Source organism: Silanimonas sp. (genome assembly GCF_027530345.1).
Lineage (GTDB): Bacteria > Pseudomonadota > Gammaproteobacteria > Xanthomonadales > Xanthomonadaceae > Silanimonas.
Window position 1 is genome coordinate 13,361 of sequence record NZ_JAPZQK010000023.1, and the last position, 17,911, is coordinate 31,271.

Below are 17,911 nucleotides of genomic sequence, written 5' to 3' on the forward strand. Positions count from 1 at the left end.
GCCGTGGGGTATGGATGAACGGTTACACTCGCGACTTTCCGTTTGCCGATCGGGGTGTGCTGTGGATTTCGGATTCACTGAAGAGCAGTTGATGATCCAGGACGTGGCCCGTCGCATCGCGCAGGAGAAGATCGCGCCGAGCGCCGAGCACCACGACCAGACCGGCGAATTCCCGCTGGAGAACATCCGCATCCTTGGCGAGAACGGCCTGATGGGCATCGAAGTGCCGACCGAATACGGTGGCGCCGGGATGGACCCGATCAGCTACGTGCTGGCGATGATCGAGATCGCCGCCGCCGACTGTGCGCACAGCACCATCGTGTCGGTGAACAACTCGCTGTTTTGCAACGGCATCCTGAAGTTCGGTACCGAAGCGCAGAAGCAGCTGTACGTCCGCGCAATCGCCGAAGGGCGCGAAATCGGCGCCTTCGCCCTGACCGAGCCGCAGTCGGGTTCGGACGCCACGGCCATGCGCTGCCGCGCGGTCAAGCAGGCCGACGGCACCTACGTCATCAATGGCAAGAAGAGCTGGATCACCTCCGGTCCGGTTGCGAAGTACATCATCCTGTTCGCGATGACCGACCCGTCGAAGGGTGCCAAGGGCATCACCGCCTTCATGGTCGACACGGCCAAGCCGGGCTTCTTCCGCGGCAAGACCGAGCCGAAGCTGGGCATCCGCGCCTCGGCCACCTGCGAGATCGAGTTCCAGGATTACGTCGCCAGCGCCGATGAAGTCGTCGGCGTGGAAGGCGAGGGCTTCAAGATCGCGATGGGCGTGCTGGATGCGGGTCGCATCGGCATCGCCTCGCAGGCCGTGGGCCTCGCCCGCGCCGCCTACGAGGCCAGCGTGGCCTACGTGAAGGAGCGCAAGAGCTTCGGCCAGGCCATCGGCAGCTTCCAGATGATCCAGGCCAAGATCGCCGACATGAAGTGCAAGCTCGATGCCGCGCAGATCCTGACGCTGCGCGCGGCGTGGGCCAAGGCGCAGACCGACAAGAACGGCGGCCGCTTCAGCACCGAGGCCTCGGTGGCCAAGCTCACGGCCTCCGAAGCGGCGATGTGGATCACCCACGCCGCGGTCCAGATCCATGGCGGCATGGGCTACTCGAAGGAAATGCCGCTGGAGCGCTATTTCCGCGACGCCAAGATCACCGAGATCTACGAGGGCACCAGCGAGATCCAGCGCCTCGTTATTGCGCGAAACGAAACCGGCCTGCGCTGAGCCCTCACGGCAACGGCCCTGCGCGGATGGACGCCGACGTTCTCGTCGTCGGCACCGGCCTTGCCGGGGCCGCGGCAGCCCGTGCCTTGGCCGAGGCCGGTTGGCGAGTTCGCGCGCTGGACAAAGGGCGCGGTCCCGGCGGTCGCCTGAGCACTCGACGCAAGCAAGCCGGCGGCTTCGACCACGGCGCGGCGACACTGCAGGCGAACACGCCGGCGTTCGCCGGATGGCTCGCGGAGGAAGTGGCTGCCGGACGCGCGGCCCCTTGGGGCGAGGCCTACGTGGGCCTTCCGGGCATGAGCGCCCTCGTGGCGGGCCTGCTCGATGGGCTGGACGTGCACTGGTCGGTCGCGGTGGCCGCCCTGCAATTCGAAGCCGGGCAATGGCGGGCCGTCGACGCCGAGGGGCGCGTGGTCGGCGCGGCACCGGCGTTCCTTCTCGCTGTTCCCGCGCCGCAGGCCTTGGCCCTGCTCAGGGCCAGCGCGTTAGCCGACGACGTTGTGCCGCCTCGGATGCTCGATGCTCTTGCCGGCATCCGCTACATGCCTTGCTGTGCCGCTTTGCTTGAGACCGAGCCTTCCGCGATACGGCGGTTGCCGGACCCCGGTCACGGCGATGTCCTCGGAGCCATCTACCGCGAAGCCGAAAAGCCCGGCCGCTCGAACACGGGCCATTGGGTGCTGCATGCGACCCCCGCTTGGAGCGAGGCGAACCTCGAGCTCGATGCCGGGACCGCTGCGCAGCATCTGCTGGACGCCTTCATCGCCATGACGGGCATTGGCCCCGAGGCCATTCGCGAAATCTCGGCCCATCGCTGGCGCTACGCACGACCGCTCGACGTCCTCGATCCGCTACCGCTGGAGGGCCACGACCTCGTGCTCGCCGGAGACGCGTTCGGCGCGCCGGTGTCGGCCGATCTTCCGCCCGCGGAGCGGGCGTGGTTGTCCGGTCGCGCGGCAGCGGGCCGGCTGATCGCCGCGCGTCAGCCGAAGTCGTAATTCATCGTCGGACCCGCGGCAGCAAGGAAGTCGCCTTCGACGTAGTCGACGCCGATGCCGAACAGCACGGTCATGCTGGCGGCATCCTGCACGTAGTGCACCACACAGGTTTTGCCGAGGCCACGGGCTTTCTCGGCGAACTCGCGGACCTTCGCCTGGTTGTCGCTGTTCTTCGCCAGCTCGGTGATGTAGCTGCGGTCGATCTTCACCACATCGGCGTCGATGTGCTGGAGCAGCTGGAACGAGTTCAGGCCGGTGCCGAAGTGTTCCAGCGCCAGGCGGACGCCGGCGGCGTGGAGGGTCTGGGCGAAGGCCTGGATCGCCTTCAGATGGGTGAAGACCGCGGGTTCGTGCAGCTGCAGCACCAGCAGCTCACCAGGGATGCCGGCCGCCTTCACTGCTTCGACGATCTCCTCGCCCAGCCGATCATTCGCCGAGATGCTCTCCGGGCCGAGCTTCACGTAGAGCGTGGTGTCCTTCCGAGCCGCCTTGCGTTCCGCGATGACCGCGATGGCACGGTGGATCACCCAGCGGTCGATTTCGGGGCCGAGGCCCTGTTCAAGGGCGAGTGGCAGGAAGGTGGTCGGGCCGATGATCTCGCCGCCATTGCCCTTGAGGCGCAGGTAGGCCTCGTAGGTCTCGCCGGGCTCGCCGTTGAGGCTGATGATCGGCTGGTAGTGCAGGGTGAAACCGTCGCTGTCGAGGGCGTCACGGAGACGCTGCACCCAAGCCTGGATGCGCTCTTCCTCGGCGCGGTCGCGAGCCGCCGGATCGTGGATCTCGACGCGATCGCCGCCCACGCCCATCGCCGATTGCAGGCTGGTTTCCGCGCGGCTGAGGACGGGACCGATCTGCGCGTTGCGCTCGCCGATCTGCACGCCGCCCACGCTCACTGTCAGGGTCAGCGAACGGTCGCCGACTTCGAGGATCTTCCCCTGGAACGCCGCGCGGATCTTCTCGGCGCGAACCAGGCTGGCCTTGTGGTCGTGGAGGCGGCAGATCACCGCGAAACGGTGGTCGGAAAGGCGTCCGGCCAGCGTGGTGTCATCGAGCGCCGTGCCGAGGCGGGCGCAGAACGCCTTCAGCAGTTCGTCGGCCTGGGCCATGCCGATCGTGCCGACGAGCGTTTCGTAGTTGTCCGGTTCCACCAGCAGCAGGGCTTGGTGGTGCCGCCCACCGGCCGCCGCGGCGACGGTGCTCTCCAGCTCGCCCATGAAGTGCGCGCGATTGGCGAGCCCGGTGAGGGAATCGCGCAGGCGCAGGGCTTCGAGTTCGGCCGCCATCGAGGCATCGACGAGTTGCGGACGGAAGACGATCTGCAGGCAGGGCTCGCCCTCGTAGCTTGCCGGCGTGAACTCCATCAGGGCGTCGAACTCGTCGCCGTTCGCGTCGATGGCCTGCAGTTGCAGCTGCTTCGGCGGGGCCTCGCCCTTCGAGATACGCTTCAGCAGGTCCTTGAACCCACCCGCATTCGAGGGCGCGATCAGATCGAGGACGGACAGGCCCTCGATGTCTTCGTAGGTCTCGTAGCCGAACATCTCGAGGTAGGCCTCGTTGGCCCGGATGTGCATGCCTTCGTGGATGTAGGCGATCGGGTCGCGCGAGGAGTTGATCAGGGCGTCGCAGCGGCGCTCCGTCTCGCGCAGCTGGGCCTCGAGGACGCGGACGGCGCGGCGGGTCTTCACGAATTCCGCCTCGGCGCGGACGATGGTCTGCGCTTGCGCCGGCTGGTGGCGATAGACGACGTCGCGCGCCCCGAGCTTCAGGGCTTCGAGCACGTTGGACTCGTTCAGCGCTTCGAGCACCGCGAGCACCGGCAGGTCCTTGCCGCTCGCTTCCACTTCCCGGACGACGGTCTCGAAGGGGATGGAGGTCGCCGTGAGGGTGGCCACGACCAGGTCGACGCTCTGGCTCGACAGGAGCTTGCGCAGTTCCTCGAGGTTGTCAGGGCGCTGCGGACGAACGGCCATGCCGCCATTGCGGAGCATGCTGGTGAGCTGCTCGGCATCCTCCAGCCGGTCATCGACCAGGAGAAGGCGCAGGACGGCGTCGTTCGTGGGCATTCGGGCTCCGGGGGTCGCAGCGGTTTCGCGTCGCAGTATACGGACAGCGCCGAGCTTGGTAGCCCCTCGGAGGGCGTCAGGCCGCCGTCTTGCCGGGTTCGCCCGGGATCTCGCGGACGAGGCGCGGCAAGAGGTAGCCGGGCAGGCGTGCATGGATGGCGTCGCGCAAGGCCAGCGCCTCGGCCTCAGGGACCTCGAAGTGCGCCGTGCCCTGCACGCGGTCGAGCAGATGCAGGTAGTAGGGCAGCACGCCGGATGCGAACAGCGCTTCGGAGAGGGCCACCAACGCATCGGCGTCGTCGTTGACCCCACGCATGAGCACGGCCTGGTTCAACAGATGGACGCCGCGCTGGCGGAGGTCCCCGAAGGCTTCGCGAACGGTGGCGTCGATCTCGTGGGCATGGTTCGCGTGCACCACCATGACGGTCGGCCAGGCCAGGCCGCCGATCCAGTCGAGGAACTCGGCGTCTATGCGCTCGGGAAGCACGATCGGCAGGCGGGTGTGGAGGCGCAGCCGCGTGATCTGGGGAAGGTCGCGCAGCGCGCCGGTGAGTTCGGCCAGCTTCGAGGTCGACAGGCTCAGCGGGTCGCCGCCCGAGAGGATGACCTCGTGGATCGATGGATCCGCGCGCAGGTAATCCAAGGCCGAGCCCCAGCCGCCAGACGCGGCCGTCTCCTCGGCGTAGGGGAAGTGCCGGCGGAAGCAGTAGCGGCAGTGGATCGCGCAACTGCCGGTGGCGATCAGCAGCGCCCGACCGTCGTACTTGTGGATCACCCCCGTCCCGCCCTTCGCGGCGCCGTCGCCGACGGCATCGAGGCTGAAACCGGGGACGAGGCGGTCCTCGTCGTCCAGCGGCAGGACCTGGCGGAGCAGGGGGTCCTTCGCATCGCCATGGCGCATCCGGGCCGCGTAGCCGCGCGGGACCCGCAGCGGGAACTGGGCCTGCGCCGAGGCCGAGACGCGCGCCACCAGGCCCGGCAGGCCGAGGCCTTCCAGCAGTTCCACGGGGTCGCGAAGGGCGTCACGCCACAGGGCCTGCCAACGGGCCGGCTGCCGGGCGGCGGCGGGAACGGGTATCATCACCGGCTGCATTCTAAAGGTTCAGGAGCACCCGCATGGCCAGCTACGGCATGAATGATGTCAAGAACGGCATGAAGATCATCGTGAACAACGAGCCGTGCGTCATCCAGGACACCGAGTACGTGAAGCCGGGCAAGGGACAGGCCTTCACCCGCGTCAAGTACCGCTTCATCAAGTCCGGCCGCGTGGTGGAAATGACCATGAAGGCCACCGACAACGTCGAGGCCGCGGACGTCGTCGATACGGACATGCAGTACCTCTACAACGACGGCGAGTTCTGGCACTTCATGCAGCAGGAAACCTTCGAGCAGGTGCAGGCCGACGCCGCCGGCGTGGGCGAGACCGCGAAGTGGATCAAGGGCGAGGAGCCCTGCGTCGTCACGCTGTGGAACGGCTCCCCGATTGCTGTGCAGGCGCCGAACTTCGTCGAGCTCAAGATCGTCGAGACCGACCCGGGCGTCCGCGGCGACACCTCGGGCGGCGGCGGCAAGCCCGCCAAGCTGGAGACCGGCGCCGTCGTGCGCGTGCCGCTGTTCGTCGGCCAGGACGAAGTGATCAAGGTCGACACCCGCACCGGTGAGTACGTCAGCCGCGTCAAGTAATCGCGCACGCCAGACTCTGGCGTCATCGCTCCGCCACGGCGGGGCCGTCATCCTTGCGGCGCGCCCTCACCGGCGCGCCGCAGCCTTATCCGGGGAGTGAATGTGCTCGAACCCTGCGACCTGTTGATCGAAGCCGGCCACGTCGTGCCGGTGGTGCCGAAAGGCGCCGTGTTCACCGATCATGCCGTGGCGGTGAAGGATGGCCGCATCCTCGCCGTGCTGCCACGTGCCGAGGCGCGCGCCCGCTTCCTCCCCGCGGAGATCGTGTCGCGGCCCGAAGCCGCGCTGATCCCGGGCCTGGTCAACATCCACACTCACAACCCGATGACCCTGCTGCGCGGCGTGGCGGACGACCTGCCGCTCATGCCGTGGTTGCAGGAACACATCTGGCCGATCGAAGGCGCCGTCATGGGGCCGGACTACATCGCCGACGGCATCGAGCTGGCCGTGGCCGAGATGCTCCGCGGCGGCACCACCACCTGCAACGAGAACTACTTCTTCCCCGACGTGCAGGCGCAGACCTACAAGCGCCTCGGTTTCCGCGCCACCGTGGGCCTGCCGGTCATCGAGTTCCCTTCGCCCTGGGCCCGGACCACGGCCGAGTACTTCGACAAGGCGCTCGAGGTCTTTGATGCCTGGCGCGGCGACCCGCTGATCCGTTTCGCCTTCGCGCCGCATGCCCCGTACACCGTCTCGGACGCCAGCTTCGAACGCATCGGCATGCTCTCGGCGCAGCTCGACATCCCGATCCACTGCCATGTCCACGAGACCGCGCAGGAGATCACCGATTCGCAGGCGCAGCACGGCCAGCGCCCGCTGGCGCGGCTGGATCGGTTGGGCATCGTCGACGCTCGCTTGATCGCCGTGCACATGACCCAGCTCACCGACGGCGAAATCAAGCTCTGCGCTGAGCGCGGCGTGCACATTGCGCATTGCCCGCAGTCGAACCTGAAGCTGGCCTCGGGCTTCTGCCCGGTCGAGGCCCTGCGCACCGCCGGCGTCAACGTGGCCATCGGGACCGACGGCTGCGCCAGCAACAACGACCTCGACATGTTCGAGGAAACCCGCCATGCCGCCCTGCTGGCCAAGGCCGTGGCCGGCGACGCGCGGGCGCTCGACGCGGCCTCGGCGCTCGAGGCCGCGACGCTGGCCGGTGCCAAGGCCCTCGGCCGCGACGACGAGATCGGCTCGATCGAACCCGGCAAGCAGGCCGATCTGGCGCTCGTGGATCTCAGCGAACTCGAGCTTCAGCCCTGCTACCACGTGATCTCGCACCTGATCTACGTGGCCACGCGTCATCAGGTCAGCGATGTCTGGATCGCGGGGCGGCCCAAGCTCCGTGATCGCCGACTGATCGACATCGACGCGGAGGCGCTGAAAGCCAAGGCCAAGCAGTGGTCGCGCCGCATCGCCGACATCCCGCGCCCCGGAGCCCAGCCATGAGCGGCTCGTCGGCAACAGCGAACGTCAATCCCGCGGAGGTGGCGAAGTTCTCCGCGCTCGCCAACCGCTGGTGGGACCCGGACGGCCCGCAGGCGCCGCTGCACGTGCTGAATCCAGCGCGTCTCGGCTATGTGTTGGCACGCCAGCCGCTGCGCGGCGCACGCGTGCTCGACGTCGGCTGTGGCGGCGGCCTGCTCAGCGAGGCCATGGCCCGCGAGGGCGCCCGCGTCCTCGGGCTCGACCTTTCGCCCGAACTGATCGACATCGCCAAGCTGCACCGGCTGGAATCGACGCAGGGCGGGGCGATCCTCGATCTCGACTATCGCGTGCAGGCGGTCGAATCGCTCGCCGATGCGGAACCGGGAACCTTCGACGCGATCACCTGCATGGAGATGCTCGAGCACGTGCCGGAACCGGGCAGCATCCTCGAGGCCTGCGCGCGGCTGCTGAAGCCCGGTGGGCGCCTGTTCGTCTCCACCATCAACCGCACGCCGGCGGCCTTCGCGCTCGCCATCGTCGGGGCGGAGTACATCGCCGGCCTGCTGGCGAAGGGCACCCACGACTACCGCAGCTTCATCAAGCCTTCCGAAATCACGCGCGTTCTCCGCGCCGTGGGTCTCGACGTCGAGGACGCGAGCGGGCTGCACTACGACCCGCTTCGGAAGACCGCCAAGGTCGCGCCGGGGACGCGAGTGAACTACCTCCTGTCCGCACGGAAGCCCGGATGACGTTCCGCGCCGTGTTGTTCGACCTCGACGGGACGCTGGCCGATACCGCGCCCGACCTCATCGCCGCGGTGAACCGCATCCTCACCGAGGAATCGCGGCCGCCGCTGCCGGACTTGGCGCTGCGACCGCTGGTCTCGAAGGGCGGCCGGGCCCTGTTGGCCCGCGCCTTCGATGATCTCGCCGAGGAAGCGCGCGAGCCGCTGCTGCCGCGTTTCCTTGCCGCCTATGCCAACGCCCTCGCGGTCCATACCCGGCCCTTCGACGGCATCGAGGCCCTGCTGGAGGCGATCGAAGCCCGGGGCTGGCCCTGGGGCATCGTCACCAACAAGCCGGAAGGCCTGGCGATCGGCGTGGTCGAGGGGTTGGGCTGGTCGACGCGTTCGAAGGCCCTCGTGGGCGGCGACACGTTGCCTGTCCGCAAGCCCGCGCCCGAGCCGCTCTGGCTGGCCGCCTCGCAGCTCGGTGTCCCTCCCGACGCCTGCCTATACGTCGGCGACGATGCGCGCGACGTCGAAGCCGCGAAGGCGGCGGGCATGCCCAGCGTCGCTGCGCTGTGGGGCTATCGCGAAGCGCACGAGGACCCGCGCAGTTGGGGCGCGACCGTCGATTGTCGCGATGCCGAAGCGCTCCGCCTCTGGTTGGCCGGGCAGGGCACATGAGTCCCGCGTCGTTGGACGAGGGGTTGCGTGCCGCCTTCGCCAAGGCCGAGGCACGCGAGCCGATCCACCGCGCCGCCGCCGGCTTCGTGCCGATGGAATCGCCCGCCGTGTTCATGGCTTGGGTGGCCCTGCTCGAGGAACTGCGGGAGTGCGTGTTCGAGCTCTCGGACCCTCGCGTCACGGCGGTGAAGTCGGGATGGTGGGCCGAGGAACTCGATGGGGTCGCCCGTGGAGCGGCGCGGCACCCGCTCACCCGCGCGCTCGTGCGCAGCGGCGGCCCCTGGGGCGGCGTCGGCGGTGCGGTGCTCGCCGTGGCGAGCGACGATGCGCCAGCGGCTGATCTCGAGGGCGCCATCACTGTCCTTCGCCCGCTCGCCGAGGCACTGGTCCGCGTCGAAGCCCACCTGTTCGGCGCCGAAGCCAACATCGGGGCTCCGGCCCGCAGCCTCGCCGTGCACTGGTTGCGGCTTCGGCTCGAACGCGGCCTCGAGGCGAGCGACCGCGGCCGCGTGCCGCTCATGTTGTTCGCCCGTCATGGCCTCCGCCGTGACCAACTGGTCGGCACGGAGGCCGACGCCCTTCGTCGTGACTGGGCGATGCAGTTGCACGATGCCTTGCCCGCCACGCCGCCGCAGGGTTGGGCGTATCCCCGCCTGATCGGGTTGCACGCCGATCGCCGCGCGCTCCGGTGCGCTGCCGAAGGTCGGGGCGCGTCGCGCGGCATCACCACGGGCTTCTTCGAGGTCTGGCAGGCGTGGCGTTGCGCCCGCAACGCTGCATTGCGGGTCCACCCTCCGGCCAACCACGCGACTTGACGTACGCTGCACCCGCACCCACTTAGGGTGCCAGCCTTTACCGACCGGACCCCCCATGTCCCCGACCCGCGAAAACGTCGTCCGCATCATGCCGGACATCGCCAACGACGCCCGACCCGCAACGGCGGGCCAACTCGCTTGGGTGGGCATGGGCGAAATCGAAGCCCCCGTCCGCGTCGCTACCGCTGGCGCCGAGTCGGTCGCCGTACCGGCCCGCATCAAGGCCTTCGTCAACCTGCATCGCGCCGACGTGCGCGGCATCCACATGTCGCGCCTGTACCTGCACCTCGACCGCCATCTGGCCGCCGAACCCCTGAGTGCGAACAGCCTGCGCCGCCTGCTGCGCGATTTTCTCGATTCGCATGCCGACTTGTCGGATCGCGCGATGGTCGAGATCCGTTTCGACCACCTGCTGCGCCGCAAGGCATTGGTGAGCGACAACACCGGCTGGAAGGCCTACCCGGTGACCCTCGTCGCCACCCTTGACCGGGCGGGTTTCGAGCTCGAACTCGGGGTGCAGGTGGCCTATTCCAGCACCTGCCCGTGCTCGGCGGCCTTGGCGCGCCAGCTCATCCAGGAGCAGTTCCGCAACGACTTCGCCGCCGGTGGACCGGTCGATGCCGATGCGGTGCTGCGTTGGTTGGGTTCGGAACAGGGCATCGTTGCGACGCCACACAGCCAGCGCAGCCACGCCGACGTCAAGGTGCGGCTGGCGTCGAACGTGAGCGAGCTGCCGATCGTCGACCTCGTCGACCGCATCGAAGGGTCCCTCAAGACGCCCGTGCAGACCGCCGTGAAGCGCGAGGACGAGCAGGCCTTCGCCCGACTCAACGGCCAGAACCTGATGTTCTGCGAAGACGCCGCTCGCCGGATGCAGTCGGCCCTCCAGACTGACGAGCGCATCGCCGACTTCTGGCTGCGCGCCTCGCATTTCGAAAGCCTGCACGCCCACGATGCCGTTGCGGTGGCCGTGAAGGGCGTCGAAGGCGGCTACGGTCCCCGAGGCTGAGGTTCGCGCGGGAAAACGACCCGGGGCGCCTCAGGGCACCGGGTCGATGCCCCCCGGATGCAGCGGGTGGCAGCGGCAGACGCGCTTCGTGCCCAACCACACCCCCTTGGCCGTGCCGTGCTTCTGCACGGCCTCGTACATGTACATGGAACACGTGGGGTGGAAGCGGCAGTGCTGGCCCAGCAAGGGGCTGATGAAGCGCTTGTAGCCGCGCAGGCTGGCGAGGACGAGGCGCTTCAATATCGGACTTCCGCGAGTCGGCGGGTTGCCCCGCTGGGGCCGAAAGGCTATAACACGCCGCCGCAACGGCTCAACGACCCAGAGGAACCTCGTGGCTGCCAAGAAACCCGCGAAAAGAGTTGCCAAGGCCCCGGCCAAGAAGAGCAGTGCGGTCGGAAAAGTGGCGAAGGCGGTCGGCAAAGTCGCCAGCGCGGTTAAGAAGGCGGTTTCGACCCCGGCGAAGAAGGCGCCCGCGAGCAAGGCCAAGCCGGCTGCAAAGCCCGCTGCCAAGCCGGCCAAGGCCGCCGTGAAGGCCCCGGCCAAGAAGGCCGCCAAGCCCGCGCCGAAGCCCGCTGCCAGCCCCGCACCGAAAACGATCGCCAAGTCGAAGCCCGCGCCCGCCAAGGCGCCGGTGAAGGCCCCGGCCAAGGCCGCCGCGAAGCCTGTGGCCAAGCCGGCGTCCAAGGCTCCGGTGAAGGCTCCCGCGAAGCCCGCCGCCGCCCCGGTGAAAGCCACGGCTCCGGCCAAGGCGCCCGCCGCCGTCGTGAAGGCCGAGACGCCTGCGAAGGCGGCCGCCGCAACGCCCAAGGCGAACCCGGCCCCCGCACCCAAACCCACCACCCCCACGGCAACCCCGGCGAAGGCCGGCGCGCGTCCTGCGGAAACGAAGCCCAGCGGCAACCGCGCCGGCTACGTGAAGCCGGAGCGCCCCCGTGAAGAACCGAAGCGACCCAACCAAGTGATTGAACGCGTCACCCTCCCGGCCGGCTACAAGCCGAACCCGAAGGAGGAGTACATGAACTCCTTCCAGCTCGAGTACTTCCGCCAGAAACTCATGGGCTGGCGCCAGGAGCTGGTCGAAGAGTCCCAGCAGACCATCGAGAACCTCAAGGAAGAAGTGCGCGATGTCGGCGACGAGGCCGAGCGGGCGACCCGCGAAACCGAGAACGCCCTCGAGCTGCGTACTCGCGACCGCTACCGCAAGCTGATCAACAAGATCGACAGCACCATCCGTCGCCTTGACGAGGGCGACTATGGCTTCTGCGTCGACACCGGCGAGCCGATCGGCCTTGATCGCCTCGAAGCACGCCCGACCGCCGAGCGTACGCTCGACGCGCAAGAGCGCTGGGAGCACCTGCAGAAGCAGATGGGCGACTAGCCTGGAGCGGTCACCGTCCTCGTCTCCGGGCGGACAAGGCGAAACAGCAAGCCCCGCGAACGCGGGGCTTGCTGTTTCTGGCGTCGCGAACTCGAAGATCGCGCTTCGTTGGGAGTTATGCGTTACGGAGCCTGCGCGCCGCCCGTCGCTCAGCGCGCGCTGGCGTTGGCCGGGTTGTCGAGGAAGCGCCAGGATTCGCCCGGCGCTTCGCCGCCCACGCGTTCGAACAGGCGCTCGCGCAGGAAACGGATCGGCATCGAGCCCTCGCGCATCACGCGGTCGTGGAATTCGCGCTCGCTCCAGCCGCCGCGGGTGACGCGCTCTTCGTGCAGGGCGCGGAACTGCCATCCGCCCACGAGGTAGGCCACTTGGTAGAGCGGGCCGTAGTCGCCGGCGATCGAGCGTCGCACCTCGGCCTTGGCATTTTCCGGCTCGTGGCCCACGCGATCGACGAGCAGCGCCACGGCCTCGTCGGGCGTCATGCGGCCCGACTGCACGCCCAGCGAGAAGAGGATCCGCGCGGCGCGATGGCTGCGCCAGAACAGCATGCCGACACGGTCCTCGGGCGTCGCCGCGAAGCCCATGTCGTAGAGGCGTAGCTCCCAGTAGAGCGCCCAGCCTTCGGTCCAGAACGGGCTGTCGAAGCTCGACCGGTGGGTGCTGTGGCGCTGGGCGTACCAGTGCTGCAGGTGGTGGCCGGGGATCAGCTCGTGGTGGACCACGGCGCGGGAGAAATGCCGGTTGTTGCCGCGCAGCGCGTTGAGCTTGCGCTCGTGCGGCATGCCATCGGTGGGAAACGCCACCCAGACGTCCTGGCCGCCGAGGAAGAACGGCGCCTGCAGCTGGTACTCCGGCGTGAGCATCGTCATGCGCCAGTCGCGCTTCGCACCGTCCGGAACGGTCAGCAGGTCGCGGGCTTCAAGAAAGTGCACCGCCTCGTCCGCCAGTTCGACCACGAGGCGGGGTTGTTCTCCCGGGGCGACGTGGTGCTGCTTGACGCGTTCCAGCGCCTCCCGCCAGTCGCGCGCCCCCATCTCACGGGCGGCCTTGTCCATCTCGGCCTGGCACCAGGCCAGCTCCTTCTCAGCCGCCGCCATCAGCTCCGCCGGGCTGTAGTCGACACCTTCGGCGGCCAGCGCCTCGGCGATCGCCGCGTCGCCGATCGGATCCGCACGCAGCGTTTCCGGATCAGCGGCACCGCCCAGCGTGTCGCGCAGCAGCTTGCCGTGCGCTTCGAGCTGTTTGTCGAGCGCGGCGTAGGGCGCATCGACCCACCAGCTGAACTGCGGGTCGTAGCCGGACTGGTAGGTGTGCCAATCCTCCAGCCCACGACGCAGGGCGGAGGCATGTTGCGCCGCGCGCAGCGCGAGGGTGGGCGAGACCTCGGGCGCACCGCTGGCCGCGGTGAGGCGGCTGGCGCGAGCCTCGAGGTCGCGACGCACGCGCTCAAGGACATCGGCCGTGCGGCGCGGGTCGGCCTGGCGCAGGTCGCGGCGAGCCTCCAGCAGGGCGACGAGGTCGTCGTAGCCGGGAAGCAGTCCGCGCAGGGCCTCGTAGCGCTCCTTGCCGAAGGTTTGTGCCGTCGCGTCCAAGGCGAGCTCACGCTGCAGCAACAGGCGGTCCAGGCGGTCGTCCTGGTTCAGCGTGTTCGTGTCGAGTTCGGCGAGCCGCGCCTGCCAATTGGCGACGAGCCCGGCCCGCAGCTGTGCCCGACTCGGGGCGTAGAGCGGCTCGCGTCCGTCATCGACCAGGGACCGTACGTGCTCCAAGGCCTCGCGGTCGGCCCGGTAACGGGTAATCAGCGGTCGAAGCCGCGACGCCGGCTCTTCCGGCATGGCCGAGATCGGCGGAGGCGCGAAGCGGGCCGGCTCGATGGTGATCTCAGCCGGCGTGGAAGAAGCGGGCGCCGCTTCGGCACTGCGAGCCACCACGTCGTCCAGCGGCGCCGCGCACAGCACTGCCATCACGGCGAGGGTCAAGGGGCGAAGCGTCATGCGGGCTCTCCAGCGCGGCGCGCGGTGTCCTGGATGAAGGCGAGCAGGGCGGCCAACCCGTTGCTGCGGGTCGGCGACAGGTGCTTTGCGAGCCCGATCGTCGCGATGTAGTCGGGCGTCGTGGCGAGGATCTCGGCCGCGCTGCGCCCTGAGTAGACGCGCAGCGCGAGGTGGATCAGCCCGGAGACGATCGAGGAATCGCTGATCGCGTGGAAGTCGAGCTTGGCGGCATTGCCTTGTGCCACGATCCAGACCTTCGACTGGCAGCCGAGCAGCCGGTGTTCCTCGGTCTTCCATGCCTCGGGCAGTTCAGGCAGCTTGCGACCGAGGTCGATCAGGTACTGGTAGCGCTCGGTCCAGTCGCCGAAGAAGCCGAACTCTTCGGCAATCGCCGCTTGGGCCTCGGCCGCGGTCGCCTCCATGGGGAAGGGCGAGATGGGTGGCGTCACGACCGGGGTGTTCACGCGCGCTTCCTCGACCAGCGCACGCCCTGCGGCGTGTCCTCGAGCACGATGCCGGCAGCGGCGAGTTCATCGCGGATGGCATCGGCGCGAGCGAAATCGCGGGCCTTCTTGGCGGCCGTCCGCTCGGCGACCAGGGCGTCGATGCGCGCGTCGTCATCGTTGGCCGAACCCTTGCCGAACCAGGCCTCCGGATGCTGCTGGAGCAGGCCCAGCGCGGCACCGGCGCCGAGCAGTTCGGCCTTGGCATCGCGAGCTTTCACGATGGCCTGCGCCACGGCGGCGTCGCCCGAGGCCTGCAGGAACTCGCGCTGCGCGGCGCGCACTTCGCCCGCGATCCGCGACAGCTCCGCCAGCGCGGCGGGCGTGTTCAGATCATCGGCGAGCGCGAACTCGACCGCCTCCGGCAACACCGGGGCCGCCTCGACGTCAGCGAGGTCGCGCAGCGTCCCGTACAGACGATCAAGGGTGTTGATGCTCTGTTCGATCAGGGCCGGAGACCAGTCCAGCGGCTGCCGGTAATGGGCGGAGAGCAGGGCGTAGCGCAGGGCCTCGGCCGGGTAGTCCTTCAGCAGCTCATGCACGGTGCGGATATTGCCGACCGACTTCGACATCTTGCTGCCGTCAAAGGTGAGCATGCCGTTGTGCAGCCACCAACGGGCGAAGGTCGTGCCGCTGGCGCACTGGCTCTGGGCGATCTCGTTCTCGTGGTGAGGGAACTGCAGGTCCACGCCGCCAGCGTGGATGTCGATGGTGTCGCCGAAGTGCGCGTGGCACATGGCCGAGCACTCGATATGCCAGCCCGGGCGGCCGCGGCCCCAGGGCGAATCCCAGCCCGGGAGTTCCGGGGTGCTGGGCTTCCAGAGGACGAAATCACCGCCATCGCGCTTGTAGGGGGCCACCTCGACGCGGGCGCCGGCCAGCATTTCATCCGTGCTGCGGCGGGAGAGGGCGCCGTATTGGGCGTAGGTCGAGACCTGGAAGAGCACGTGGCCGTCGGCGGCGTAGGCGTGCCCCTTCGCGATCAAGCGCTCGATCATCGCGATGATGTCGGCGATGTGGTGGGTGGCATGCGGCTCGATATCCGGCAGCTTCACGCCGATCGCGCCCATGTCCTCGCGATAGATCGCGGTGAACTTCTCGGTGATGGCCGTGATCGGCACCTTCTGCTCGATGGCCGACTGGTTGATCTTGTCGTCCACGTCGGTGATGTTCCGGGCGTAGACGACCTTCGGGAAATGGCGCCGCAGCAGATCGGCGAGCACGCCGAACACGACCGGTCCCCGGGCGTTCCCGATGTGGGCGTAGTTGTAGACCGTGGGGCCGCAGACGTACATCGTGACGCGGTCCGGATGGGCGGGCTGGAAGTCCTCGACCTGTCGGGAAAGGCTGTTGAAGAGACGGATCGCCACGGGGCCTCGGGGCTGACTGAACACGGCCTTGGAGTGTAGCAACCGGCCCCTTCGGCTTAACGGAAATCTTAGGCCTCGGTTCAGCCGCTCGGTGCTGGAATTCGGACTGTCCGACACACCCGGAGCCCTTGATGATCCTCACCCCGCGCCACGCCTTGGTTGTTGCCGTCGCTGTCGCCTCGGGCGCTGCTTCGGCCCAGTACCGCGATGACTACGCGCCGGCCTACGCCTCGGGCCAGGAGAACGTGTCGTACGCGTATGCGCAGGTCACCCGCGTCGACCCGATCTACGAAACCGTTCGCACCCGCACGCCGGAAGAGGTCTGTGGCGGCGAGGAAATCCGCGAGGTGCGCCGCTCGAACGGCGGAACCGTGGTGGGCGCGCTTGTCGGCGCCGCCCTCGGCAATACGGTGGGCAGTGGCGATGGCCGCCAGGCGGCGACCGTGGCCGGTGCCGTGATCGGTGGCGCGATCGGCCGCAATTCCGACAAGAACAACGAACGGGTCGTCGTCCGTGACGCCGGTTGCCGCGTGGTCGACGTGGAGCGTGAGCAGCGCCGCGTCGCCTCCTACGACGTCGAGTACGTCCATCAGGGTCAGACCTACATGTCGCGCCTGCCCTACGATCCGGGTGATCGCCTGCGCGTGCGCGTGGCCGTGACGCCCGTGGACGAGGGCACGGCCTACCGCTGAGGCCAGCCTATGCGGTCCATCGGAGCGCCCTTCGGGGCGCTTCGTCGTTTCAGGGCTTGCGCCCGCACGCCGGCTCTGCGACCCTTCGCCCCCTATGTCCACCTTCCTGCCCGCTTTCGGCGTCCTGACCTCGGCCTACATGGCCGCCGGGATGACGTCTCGTGCGCGCCGACCGGAATCCCGCCAAGCCGCTGGGTAACCGGTTCGTTTCGTCGTTTTGAAACCACCAACGCCCAGCCTCGAGCTGGGCGTTGGCGTTTTGCGTCCCGTCTTTTCCCAATTGCCGCCTTTGGAGCACCACCGATGAAGCACTTCCTGAACACCCAGGACTGGTCCCGCGCCGAGCTCGACGCCGTGCTCGACGAGGCCGCGGCCTTCAAAGCCTCGAAGTTCGGCCAGCAGATGGCCGGCAAGAGCATCGCCCTGGTGTTCTTCAACCCCTCGCTGCGCACGCGGACCAGCTTCGAGATCGGCGCGACGCAGATGGGCGGCCATGCCGTGGTGCTGGCCCCGGGCAAGGACGCGTGGCCGATCGAGTTCGACCTCGGCACGGTGATGGATGGCGACACCGAGGAGCACATCGCCGAAGTAGCGAAGGTGCTGTCGCGCTACGTCGACCTGATCGGCGTGCGCGCCTTCCCGAAGTTCGTCGACTGGTCGGTGGACCGGCAGGACAAGGTGCTGGCGGGTTTCGCGAAGTCCGCGACGGTGCCGGTGATCAACCTCGAGACCATCACCCATCCCTGCCAGGAACTGGCCCATGCGCTTGCCCTGCGCGAGCGCTTCGGCAAGGACCTCCGCGGCCGCAAGTACGTGCTGACTTGGACCTACCACCCGAAGGCGCTCAACACGGCCGTCGCGAACTCGGCGCTCACGATCGCCACGCGCCTCGGCATGGACGTGACCCTGCTGTGCCCGAACGAGCAGTACCTGCTGGACGAGCGCTACATGGGCTGGGCTCAGCAGAACGTTGCCGAGAGCGGCGGTTCGCTGCAGGTGTCGCATGACATCGATGCGGCCTACCGCGACGCCGACGTCGTCTACGCGAAGAGCTGGGGCGCACTGCCCTTCTTCGGTAACTGGGCCGACGAGAAGCCCATGCGCGACGAGTACAAGCACTTCATCGTCGACGAACGGAAGATGGCGCTGACCCGCGACGGTGGCAAGGGCCTGTTCTCGCACTGCCTGCCGCTGCGCCGCAACGTCAAGGCCACCGACGGCGTGATGGACTCGCCGAACTGCATCGCCATCGACGAGGCCGAGAACCGCCTGCACGTGCAGAAGGCCGTGATGGCCCGCCTGCTGCGCGGTTGAGCCGCCGACCGACACGAACCCCCGTTTTCCTTTCGAGCAT

General features: G+C 68.6%; 17 protein-coding genes. 11 read left to right on the forward strand and 6 right to left on the reverse strand.

Features of this window, described 5'->3' with window-relative positions:
- Positions 1–10 precede the first annotated feature (10 nt).
- Together O9255_RS12190 and O9255_RS12195 are read left to right on the forward strand one after the other, a co-directional pair.
- Complete coding sequence (locus tag O9255_RS12190) at positions 11–1,222, forward strand: acyl-CoA dehydrogenase family protein (protein ID WP_343228678.1); 1,212 nt, start codon at positions 11–13, stop codon at positions 1,220–1,222.
- Positions 1,223–1,248: 26 nt separating this feature from the next.
- Positions 1,249–2,220, forward strand: a complete 972-nt coding sequence (locus O9255_RS12195) for an NAD(P)-binding protein (protein WP_297867140.1) — start codon at positions 1,249–1,251, stop codon at positions 2,218–2,220.
- Here O9255_RS12195 and O9255_RS12200 read toward each other — a convergent pair.
- Positions 2,205–4,283 (reverse strand): EAL domain-containing protein, encoded by a 2,079-nt coding sequence (locus O9255_RS12200; RefSeq protein WP_297867141.1) that lies wholly within the window; start codon positions 4,281–4,283, stop codon positions 2,205–2,207. The genes O9255_RS12195 and O9255_RS12200 overlap by 16 nt on opposite strands.
- A gap of 76 nt (positions 4,284–4,359) precedes the next feature.
- Positions 4,360–5,376 (reverse strand): EF-P beta-lysylation protein EpmB, encoded by a 1,017-nt coding sequence (gene epmB, locus O9255_RS12205; RefSeq protein ID WP_297867142.1) that lies wholly within the window; start codon positions 5,374–5,376, stop codon positions 4,360–4,362.
- A gap of 23 nt (positions 5,377–5,399) precedes the next feature.
- On the opposite strand from epmB, the gene efp reads away from it, so the two are divergent.
- From efp to folE2, 6 genes are all read left to right on the forward strand, one after another.
- The gene (gene efp / locus O9255_RS12210; protein ID WP_297867143.1) at positions 5,400–5,966 is read left to right on the forward strand and encodes an elongation factor P; all 567 of its coding nucleotides are present in this window, start codon (positions 5,400–5,402) and stop codon (positions 5,964–5,966) included.
- Between the two features lie 96 nt (positions 5,967–6,062).
- The gene (locus O9255_RS12215) at positions 6,063–7,409 is read left to right on the forward strand and encodes a TRZ/ATZ family hydrolase (RefSeq protein ID WP_297867144.1); all 1,347 of its coding nucleotides are present in this window, start codon (positions 6,063–6,065) and stop codon (positions 7,407–7,409) included.
- Positions 7,406–8,137, forward strand: coding sequence for a bifunctional 2-polyprenyl-6-hydroxyphenol methylase/3-demethylubiquinol 3-O-methyltransferase UbiG (gene ubiG / locus O9255_RS12220; RefSeq protein ID WP_297867145.1), 732 nt, complete (start codon positions 7,406–7,408; stop codon positions 8,135–8,137). Before O9255_RS12215 ends, ubiG begins: the two co-directional genes overlap by 4 nt.
- Positions 8,134–8,796 (forward strand): phosphoglycolate phosphatase, encoded by a 663-nt coding sequence (gene gph, locus O9255_RS12225; RefSeq protein ID WP_297867146.1) that lies wholly within the window; start codon positions 8,134–8,136, stop codon positions 8,794–8,796. The genes ubiG and gph overlap by 4 nt, the downstream gene beginning before the upstream one ends.
- Entirely contained in the window at positions 8,793–9,611 is an 819-nt protein-coding gene (locus O9255_RS12230) for a hypothetical protein (protein ID WP_297867147.1), read from the forward strand. Before gph ends, O9255_RS12230 begins: the two co-directional genes overlap by 4 nt.
- An 88-nt stretch (positions 9,612–9,699) precedes the next feature.
- A complete protein-coding gene (folE2, locus tag O9255_RS12235; RefSeq protein ID WP_297867220.1) occupies positions 9,700–10,620 on the forward strand; it encodes a GTP cyclohydrolase FolE2 in 921 nt (306 codons plus the stop codon).
- A gap of 30 nt (positions 10,621–10,650) precedes the next feature.
- On the opposite strand, the gene yidD is transcribed toward folE2, so the two are convergent.
- Complete coding sequence (gene yidD, locus O9255_RS12240; RefSeq protein ID WP_297867221.1) at positions 10,651–10,863, reverse strand: membrane protein insertion efficiency factor YidD; 213 nt, start codon at positions 10,861–10,863, stop codon at positions 10,651–10,653.
- Positions 10,864–10,951: 88 nt separating this feature from the next.
- On the opposite strand from yidD, the gene dksA reads away from it, so the two are divergent.
- Complete coding sequence (gene dksA, locus O9255_RS12245) at positions 10,952–11,998, forward strand: RNA polymerase-binding protein DksA (protein WP_297867148.1); 1,047 nt, start codon at positions 10,952–10,954, stop codon at positions 11,996–11,998.
- 149 nt (positions 11,999–12,147) lie between these two features.
- Here the strand turns inward: dksA and O9255_RS12250 are convergent, their stop codons facing one another.
- The 3 genes from O9255_RS12250 to cysS are packed head-to-tail and all read right to left on the reverse strand — an operon-like array spanning position 12,148 to position 15,865.
- Positions 12,148–13,992, reverse strand: coding sequence for a DUF885 family protein (locus O9255_RS12250; RefSeq protein ID WP_297867149.1), 1,845 nt, complete (start codon positions 13,990–13,992; stop codon positions 12,148–12,150).
- On the reverse strand, positions 13,989–14,414 hold the full coding sequence (locus O9255_RS12255) for a SufE family protein (RefSeq protein ID WP_297867222.1): 426 nt from the start codon (positions 14,412–14,414) through the stop codon (positions 13,989–13,991). The genes O9255_RS12250 and O9255_RS12255 overlap by 4 nt, the downstream gene beginning before the upstream one ends.
- A gap of 38 nt (positions 14,415–14,452) precedes the next feature.
- Positions 14,453–15,865 carry a cysteine--tRNA ligase gene (gene cysS / locus O9255_RS12260; RefSeq protein WP_297867150.1) on the reverse strand — a complete coding sequence of 471 codons (1,413 nt, stop codon included), beginning with the start codon at positions 15,863–15,865 and terminating at the stop codon, positions 14,453–14,455.
- Positions 15,866–15,996: 131 nt separating this feature from the next.
- Between cysS and O9255_RS12265 the strand changes: the two genes are divergently transcribed.
- Entirely contained in the window at positions 15,997–16,557 is a 561-nt protein-coding gene (locus O9255_RS12265; protein WP_297867151.1) for a glycine zipper 2TM domain-containing protein, read from the forward strand.
- 303 nt (positions 16,558–16,860) lie between these two features.
- Positions 16,861–17,871, forward strand: a complete 1,011-nt coding sequence (locus O9255_RS12270) for an N-acetylornithine carbamoyltransferase (protein ID WP_297867152.1) — start codon at positions 16,861–16,863, stop codon at positions 17,869–17,871.
- The last annotated feature ends 40 nt before the right edge of the window (positions 17,872–17,911 follow it).